The 8,024-nt window shown below is 72.4% G+C and carries 7 protein-coding genes; 4 read left to right on the top strand and 3 right to left on the bottom strand.

Going from position 1 to position 8,024, the window contains the following annotated elements; genetic code table 11:
• Positions 1 to 147 precede the first annotated feature (147 nt).
• Positions 148 to 1,050 carry a 5'/3'-nucleotidase SurE gene (surE, locus tag DJ74_RS04730; protein WP_094526513.1) on the top strand — a complete coding sequence of 301 codons (903 nt, stop codon included), beginning with the start codon at positions 148 to 150 and terminating at the stop codon, positions 1,048 to 1,050.
• A 31-nt stretch (positions 1,051 to 1,081) separates the two neighbouring features.
• On the opposite strand, the gene DJ74_RS04735 is transcribed toward surE, so the two are convergent.
• Positions 1,082 to 1,309 carry a hypothetical protein gene (locus DJ74_RS04735; protein ID WP_094525622.1) on the bottom strand — a complete coding sequence of 76 codons (228 nt, stop codon included), beginning with the start codon at positions 1,307 to 1,309 and terminating at the stop codon, positions 1,082 to 1,084.
• A 418-nt stretch (positions 1,310 to 1,727) separates the two neighbouring features.
• On the opposite strand from DJ74_RS04735, the gene DJ74_RS04740 reads away from it, so the two are divergent.
• Complete coding sequence (locus tag DJ74_RS04740; protein ID WP_094526514.1) at positions 1,728 to 3,500, top strand: glutamate--tRNA ligase; 1,773 nt, start codon at positions 1,728 to 1,730, stop codon at positions 3,498 to 3,500.
• Between the two features lie 104 nt (positions 3,501 to 3,604).
• Complete coding sequence (locus DJ74_RS04745) at positions 3,605 to 3,934, top strand: ferredoxin family protein (RefSeq protein WP_094523206.1); 330 nt, start codon at positions 3,605 to 3,607, stop codon at positions 3,932 to 3,934.
• Positions 3,935 to 4,360: 426 nt separating this feature from the next.
• On the opposite strand, the gene tmcA is transcribed toward DJ74_RS04745, so the two are convergent.
• The gene (tmcA, locus tag DJ74_RS04750) at positions 4,361 to 6,655 is read right to left on the bottom strand and encodes a tRNA(Met) cytidine acetyltransferase TmcA (RefSeq protein ID WP_094526515.1); all 2,295 of its coding nucleotides are present in this window, start codon (positions 6,653 to 6,655) and stop codon (positions 4,361 to 4,363) included.
• A 131-nt stretch (positions 6,656 to 6,786) separates the two neighbouring features.
• Here tmcA and DJ74_RS04755 point away from each other — a divergent pair, with 131 nt between their 5' ends.
• Positions 6,787 to 7,236 carry a UPF0179 family protein gene (locus tag DJ74_RS04755; RefSeq protein ID WP_094525099.1) on the top strand — a complete coding sequence of 150 codons (450 nt, stop codon included), beginning with the start codon at positions 6,787 to 6,789 and terminating at the stop codon, positions 7,234 to 7,236.
• A 34-nt stretch (positions 7,237 to 7,270) separates the two neighbouring features.
• On the opposite strand, the gene DJ74_RS04760 is transcribed toward DJ74_RS04755, so the two are convergent.
• Positions 7,271 to 7,996 (bottom strand): nucleoside phosphorylase, encoded by a 726-nt coding sequence (locus tag DJ74_RS04760; RefSeq protein WP_094526516.1) that lies wholly within the window; start codon positions 7,994 to 7,996, stop codon positions 7,271 to 7,273.
• Positions 7,997 to 8,024 lie beyond the last annotated feature (28 nt).

Raw genomic sequence — 8,024 nt, forward strand, 5'->3', positions numbered from 1 at the left:
ACCCTCTCCCGCTCCGCCCGCCGTTCCCTCCGCTGACCGCCCCGGAGTACCACCCGCCCGACGCCTGTCGGTTCCCGCGTCGGCCTCTCGCCGCGATTCGCGACCGCTACCGGCGACGTTTTCCCCCGGCCCGTCGGACTGTCACCCATGACCCGCGAGATCCTCCTCACCAACGACGACGGGATCGACGCCGTCGGGATCCGTGCGCTCTCGGACGCGCTCTCGCGCGAGTACGACGTGACGGTCGTCGCGCCGAAGCAGAACCAGTCCGGGGTCGGCGGCACTCGCTCGTGGTGGGAGACCACCGTTGAATACGCGGAGAAGGACGCCGGCTACGCGGTGGAGGGGACGCCCGCCGACTGCGTCGCCGTCGCCGAGGTGGCGCTCGGGCTCGACCCCGACGTCGTCGTCTCCGGCTGCAACCACGGGCCGAACATCGGCGCGCACATCCTCGGGCAGTCCGGGACGGTCGGCGCCGCGATGGAGGCCGCCTTCCTCGGCACGCCAGCGATCGCCGTCTCGCTGTACGACCGGGGGAACCTCCCCGTGCCGCCGACCCTGGACGCCGACGACTTCGCGCTCGCCGCCGACGCGGTGCTCGACCTGCTCGACCGCACGGAGTTCGACGGGAGCGACCGAGACGGGACCGGAGCGGCGCTCCCGTTCGGCGCCGACGTGCTGAACGTCAACGCGCCGGCCGCGGACGACGAGGCCACCGCCGACCCGACCTACCGGCTGACGGAGCCCGCGCGCGGCTTCGACGTGATCGAGTTCCGACCGGGCGAGGAGGGGCCGGAAGACGAGAACGTCCCCGAGGGGTGGGAGTTCGGCGAGCGGCGCGGCGAGATGGGGATGGAGCTCCGCGACCGCTTCTGGCGAGAGTTCCTCCGCGGCGACGTCGCCGACGATCCGGGATCGGACCGGCTCGCGGCGGTGGAGGGCGAGGTGAGCGTCTCGCCGCTGTCGTCGTCGCGGTCCGTCGCCGTCGACCGCGCGGGCGAGGTCGTCGCCGTCGGCGCCGAGCCGTCCGCGCGACCGGACGGGGACTGAGGTCTGACGCGGTCCCGGGGGCTGTCTGTTTCTACCGCCGCCGTCCCGGCCGCCGCGAGCCGCCCGTGAACTGGTCGGCGAGCCGGCCGAGGTACCACACGAGCAGCACTCCCAACAGGACCCCGCCGCCGAGGGCGGCGAGCAGTTCCAGCGGCGTCGGGTTCCACTGGAGGGCGATGAGCGGCGGCGAGACGGCGACGAGCACCAGGAATCCGACCTTGATCTTCCGGTTCCCCGCGTCGCGCTCCGCGTCCGACATGGGTCCTACCACGCCGATCCCTCCGCCGGCCGGAGGGGGCGTCGAGTCGCTCCCGTGTTCATGCGTCACCCACGGCGCGACGCGATATCAAGCCGGCGAACCGCGGCGACGGGCCGCACAGATCGCACACGTAATCGGCTCACGCCTAATAAGCGTCTCGACCGTTTACGCCCGTCTCGGGCCGCTCTTTCCGTCCGCTCGCCGTGAACGGTCTCGGTCGTTTAAGTCCGTCCGCGCGCAGGTTTTGGACACCCCTACCCGCGGAGCCCCCTTCCGCGGCCCCCGCCGCGGTCGCCCTTCCGGTTCGGTTTTCGCGCGCTGTTCCGCCCCGTAGCGACGTCGACGCCGGCCGGAGAACCGACCGCCGGCCGGTCGCCGTTCCGCGGCGCTTTTGAGCCGACCCCGACAACCGACGGGCATGGACGACGAACTCCGCGAGCGCGTCGAGGCGGCCGGCGAGGCCGCCGCGCTGTTCAACGCGCTCAAACACGGCAGCGACCCGGACGTGGGCGCCATCATGGGCCCGTTGATGGGCGAGAACCCCGACTTTAGACCGCACGGCGACGAGATCCCCGGGGTCGTCGCCCGAGTCGTGAACCGGGTCGCCGACATGGACGAGGCCGAGCGCCGCGAGCGGCTCGGCGAGCTCGCGCCCGACAAGCTCGCGGAGCTGGAGGCCGAAGACGAGGAAGACGATCACGTCCTCCCCGAGCTCCCGAACGCCGAGGACGGCGCGGTCGTGATGCGCGCCGCGCCGAACCCGAACGGCCCGTGGCACGTCGGCCACGCCCGGATGCCCGCGGTGATCGGGACGTACAAGGAGCGGTACGACGGCGAGTTCATCTGCCGGTTCGACGACACCGACCCGGAGACGAAGCGCCCCGACTTAGACGCGTACGACGCCATCCTGGAGGACATCGCGTACCTCGGCTTCGAGGCCGACCGCGTGCTGAAGGCGTCCGATCGGCTGGAGACGTACTACGACCACGCCCGCGAGCTGATCGACGCCGGCGGCGCCTACACCTGCTCGTGTTCCGGCGAGACCTTCTCCGCGCTGAAGAACGACGCCGAGGCGTGTCCGCACCGCGAGAAGGCCGCCGAGACGGTCCACGAGGAGTTCGACGCCATGGTCGCCGGCGAGTACGACGCGGGCGAGATGGTCCTCCGCGTGCGCACCGACATCGAGCACAAGAACCCGGCGCTCCGCGACTGGGTCGCGTTCCGGATGATCGACACGCCGCACCCGCGTGAGGCGGCGGCCGACTACCGCTGCTGGCCCATGCTCGATTTCCAGTCCGGCGTCGACGACCACCTCACGGGCGTCACCCACATCATTCGCGGCATCGACCTCCAGGACTCCGCGAAGCGCCAGCGGTTCGTCTACGACTACTTCGGCTGGGAGTACCCCGAGGTGCTCCACTGGGGCCACGTCCAGGTGGACGAGTACGACGTGAAACTCTCCACGTCGACGATCAAGGGGCTCATCGCGGACGGCGAGCTGACCGGTTGGGACGACCCGCGCGCGCCGACCATCCGCTCGATGCGCCGCCGCGGCATCCGGGGGCAGGCCCTCGTCGACTCGATGACGGAGCTGGGGATGTCCACCTCCGACGTCGATCTGGCCATGTCGTCGGTGTACGCGAACAACCGCGACCTGATCGACGACGAGGCGAACCGCTACTTCCTCGTGCGCGACCGCGACGACGACCCCGCGGTCGAGCTCCCGGTCGTCGACGGCGACGCCCCCGCGCCCGAGGCCGGCCACCCGCCGCTCCACCCCGACCACGCCGACCGCGGCGACCGGACCGTTCCCGCGGGCAGGGTCGTCGTCGAGTCCTCCGACCTCCCGAGCGAGGGCGAGCGCGTCTGGCTCAAGGGATACGGCTGCGTCCGGTACGCGGGCGACGAGCTGGTCTTCGCGGACGCCGACATCGACGTCGTCCGCGACGGCGACGTGGACGTGGTCCACTGGGCGCCGGCCGACGATGGGCTCGACACCCTGCTGCGGACCGTCACCGGCGACGTCCGGGGGATCGCCGAGCCCGCGGTCGACGACGTCGACACCGACGGGGTCGTCCAGTTCGAGCGCGTCGGCTTCGCCCGGATCGACGCCTTCGAGCCGGCCGCCACCGACGAGCCCGACGGACCCGACGGCGAGGAGGACCTGCTCGCGTACTACGCGCACCCGTAGTCCGAATCCGCCGTCGGCCTCGTCGACGCTCCGAGCCCCGTGAGCCGCCCTCGCCGACCGCCTGCCGCGGGGGTTAAGTAGCGAGCCCCGGAACTACGGGCACGATGGCCATCGACTCGAACTTCGAACAGAACCGGGAGCAGGTCGGCGAGGAGGACGGCGTCGCCGTCTGGGGACCCGTCGACCCGCCCGAGAAGCAGGGGATCCGCGGCACCCACGTCGCCGTCGACTTCGACATCTGTCTCGCCGACGGCGCCTGCTTGGAGGACTGCCCGGTGGACGTGTTCGATTGGGTGGACACCCCCGGCCACCCCGAGTCGGAGCGGAAGGCGAACCCGATCGACGAGGACCAGTGTATCGACTGCATGCTCTGCGTCGACGTCTGCCCGGTCGACGCTATCGACGTCGACCCCGGCCGCGAGAACCGGATTTAATCGGTCGCGTTCGGCGGGGCACCGACGACCGTTGTAGCAGTCGTCGTTTATTTATAAACGGTTGACCTCGGACCTCCGGACAACACCTCCAAAGCCCCAGCCGCTCGCTTATAAATCGTTGCCAGTAACTCTTCGACGAACACCTCCAAAGCCCCAGCCGCGACGACTCGCGCGCTTTGCTGCGCTCCTCGCTCGGTCGCTGGCGCTCCCTCGTTGCGGTGCTTGCTGCAGCGTGCTTCGTCCTCGCGGCTGCCCCTTTGAGCCCCGCCCGACCGCACGGCACCGCACCTCACGCCTCCCCAGCCTCGTCGGTGGTCCTCCGCTTCGCTCCGGACCACCGACTCCCTCGCGCGTGCTGCTCGGCCGCGGGGCGGCCTCGCAGGCACGCGCCACCTCCTCTGTTTATAAATGCCGGCCTCAGTCCCGTCAGTCACTTATAAATCGCTCCCGCTCTGCGAGCGCGAAGTCGGTCCCGTACCGCTCGACGAGGGGCTCGTACGCGTCGCCGAGCGCGCGCATGCAGGCGGCCGTCGAGACGTAGCCGAGCTCGTCCGCGACCGACTCCCACGGGCGGCCCTGCAGGACTTTCCGAACCAGCAGTCGCTCTTCGCGGGCGCCGAGTTCCGGGGCGCCCTCGACCAGCGCCGCGAGCGCGAGGTCCCGGAACGCGCCGGGCGCGCTGTCGTACATCCCGGGCCCGAACGACGCCCCGACGACGGAGCGCCACTCGATCTCGGTCAGGTCCACCGGGACCGGCGCGGGACAGGCGCGGAGCGCGCCGGCGACCACGTCGGGGTCGACGTCGCGGTGGGCGTCCGAGAGCCCGTCGCGCTCGCGGTCTCGGAAGGTGACGGCGTGGCGGGAGAGCAGCCCTCGGCCGGCCTCGCTCGCCGGGCGCAGCATGATCGCCGAGTGCTCGCCGGAGGCGTCGTTGCGGGAGGTCGAGAGGTGGACGGTCCGGTAGCCGGCCCGCCGCCAGAACCGGAGCAGGCGCGGCGTCGCGCCGTAGCCGACCGAGAAGTAGTCGACCGCCGCTCCGAACTCGGCGTGGATCTCCGCCAGCAGCCGTGAGCCGAACCCCGCGTCTCGCAGGGCGTGGTGCGTCGCGATCCGGACCGTCCGGACCCCCCGCGGCCCGGCGGCCGCCTCGTCGCGGAGCTGGCTCGTCAGCACGTCGGGGACCATGTTTCCGCGGACGCGCTCGCCCTCGTACATCGCCCGGCGCGTCTCGGCGTCCAGTCCGCCCTCGCGAGCGAGCAGCGCGACGGCGACCACCCGCCCCTCGGCGACGAGCGCCCGCGCGGAGAGGTTCGGGGCGTCCAGCAGCCGCGCGAGGTCGTTCGGCTCGGTGCGGTAGTGAGCGGCGACGAGCAGCCCGAACGCCTCGCCGAGCAGGGCCTCGTCCGCGAGCAGGTCGTCGGGCGCGAGCGCTCGGTACGTCGCCTCGTCGGCCGCCGTCCCCGCGACGGCCTCGTCGACCGCCGGCCGCGCGTCGAGCAGGAGCGCCCGCGACGCCCACGCCTCGACGGGGTCGTTGCGCGCGTACCGGATCGGCTCGTCGAGGCGGACGTCCCGGACCGCGAGGGGGCTATCGAGCAGTCGCTCGCGGAACCGGATCGCGAACCCCCGCCCGGCTCCCTCGTAGCCGTGGACCGTGGTGCAGAACGCGACGGCGACCCGCTCGTCGAGGAACCCCTCCAGCAGCCGCACCGGGAGCGCCGCCGCCTCGTCGACGATCGCGACGTCCGGATCGCCGGGGAGCTCCGCGGCCTCGGCCGGCGGCAGGTACCGCACCCGCCCGCCGCTCCGCGTCTCGACGCGGGGCGTCCCGTCCGCGGCGCCGGCCTCGCCGCCCCGCGCGTCCTCACCCCCGATCAGCTCCTCCGCCCGCACGAACACCTCCGCCGCGTTGCGAACCGCCGGCGCCGTGACCAGCACGTCGGCGCCGGCGATGGCGAGCGCGCCTGCCGCGAGCCCCGCCGCGCTCGACTTCCCCCGCCCGCGGTCGGCCTCGACGACGACCGCGTTGCCCGGAGTCGCGAGCGACTCGAACGCCCTCACCGCCCGAGCCTGATCGGCCGTGAGACACGCCTCGTACGCCGCGGCGGGGAACGTCGCGTTCGGCGGGACGGTCGGTCCGGCGCCCGGTTCGGATCCCGCCCTCGCTCCTTCCGCGACCGCGGCTCCGCCAGTCAGCCCGTCGCGATCGAGGACGTCCCCCTCGGGCCCGTCGGCGCCGAGCGAGACGACGGCGATCCCCGGATGCGCGCGCAAGGTCCCGACGAACCGCTCGCGGAACCGCCCCGTCACGTCGTCGACGCCGTACGGCGGGACCGCCAGCGACTCGTCGAAGCGGTCGCGGATCCCGGGCCAGTCGTCGAGCGTCGGCGTCAGGAGGATCAGGAGTCCGCCGCCGTCGACCGCGCCGACGCACCGGCCGAGCGCGTTCGGGACGAACCGCTCGTGGCAGTCGAGGACGACGACCTCGCGGGTGCCTCCGAGCAGTTCGTCAGCGTTCCGCGGGCGGTGCTCCTCGAACCGGAATCCCTCGCGGGTCGAGACGACGGCGGTCGACGCGCCGTCGCGCTCGCCGCCGATCGCCTCGATCGCGGTGTAGGCCGCGTCGATCCCGCGGTCGCGGTCGCCGGCGAGCGCGAGGACCCGCCGCTCGTTCGCCGCCTCGGCCTCCCGTTTCGCGTCCCGCGCGAGCCCCGCGATCATTCGTTCGGTCGTCGTTGCCGGGGGCCGGGGATGTGTCTTGCCCTCCGGTCCGTCCGGACGTGGTGGCCCGGAACCACCGACGTCCCCGGCGAGGCGGGAGGCTTACGGCGTCGCGGGGCCTCGTGTCGACCATGACCACGGTCACGCTCATCGGAACGCGACTCGCGGACACGGGACGCGAGTTCGTCTACGAGGGGGAGTCGCCCGCCTGCGAGGGCTGCCCGTACCGGAGCCAGTGTCTCAACCTCTCCGAGGGCACCCGGTACCGCGTGACGGGGATCCGCGAGAACGCGCAGACGCTCGACTGCGCCGTCCACGACACCGGCGTCCGGGCGGTCGAGGTCGAGCCCGCCCCGGTCCCCGCGAACGTCCCGTCGAAACAGGCGTACGCCGGCAGTCGCGTCTCGCTCGCCGGGCCGTGCCCCCACACCGAGTGCCCGAGCCACGGGTACTGCGTCCCCGACGGCGCGGACTTCGACGACGAGCGCGTGATCGATCAGGTGCTCGGCGAGCCGCCGCACGACACCTGCGCGCTTGACCGGGACCTGACGCTGGTGGAGTTCCGGGCGGAAGACGAGTAATCGCGGCGTCCGCGGCCCCCGACGCGCGGCCCTCTTACAGCGCTGTGACCGCGTTCAGGGTGATCAGGATCGCGCGTTCGACGTTGTCCTTGGCCTTCTCCGGTAGCTCGTCGTCCGAGTCCGCGCCCTTCTGGCTGCCGGCGACGAGGTTGCCGTCGACGGTGCAGATCGCGCCGGCCCGCAGCCCCTTGCGGCGCGCCAGCGAGAAGACGGTCGCGGCCTCCATCTCGATCGCGAGCAGGTTCGCGTCGTTCCAGTCGCCGACGTACTCGTCGCTCTCGTTGTAGAAGGCGTCGTCGGAGACGATCGGGCCGACGTGGACGTCCTCGCCGTTGTCTTCGGCGGCGTCGACGAGCTCGCCCAGCGCGTCGTAGTCCGGGACGGCGGGGTAGTTCGCCGACTCGTAGCGCTTGCTCGTCCCCTCCTCTTTAGCCGCTCCGGTCGCGACCACCATGTCGCCGACCTCCATGTCGGCCTGCAGGGCGCCGCAGGTGCCACAGCGGAGGAACGTCTCGACACCGACGCGCGAGAGCTCCTCGACGGCGATCGCGGCCGACGGACAGCCGATCCCGGTCGAGCAGATCGTGAGGTCGGTCCCCTCGTAGCTCGCGTTGACGATCTTGTACTCGCGGTTCTGCGCGACGAGCTCGCTGTCGTCGCACAGGTCGGCGATCCGGTCGACGCGGCCCGGGTCGCCCGGGATGATCGCGATCTCGTGGACGTCGCCCTCCTCGACCAGCAGGTGCGGCTGTTTCGCCATGCGAGCGGGTCCACGCGCCGCGCGCAAA

It is taken from the genome of Halorubrum sp. Ea8, assembly GCF_002252925.1.
Taxonomy (GTDB): Archaea; Halobacteriota; Halobacteria; order Halobacteriales; family Haloferacaceae; genus Halorubrum.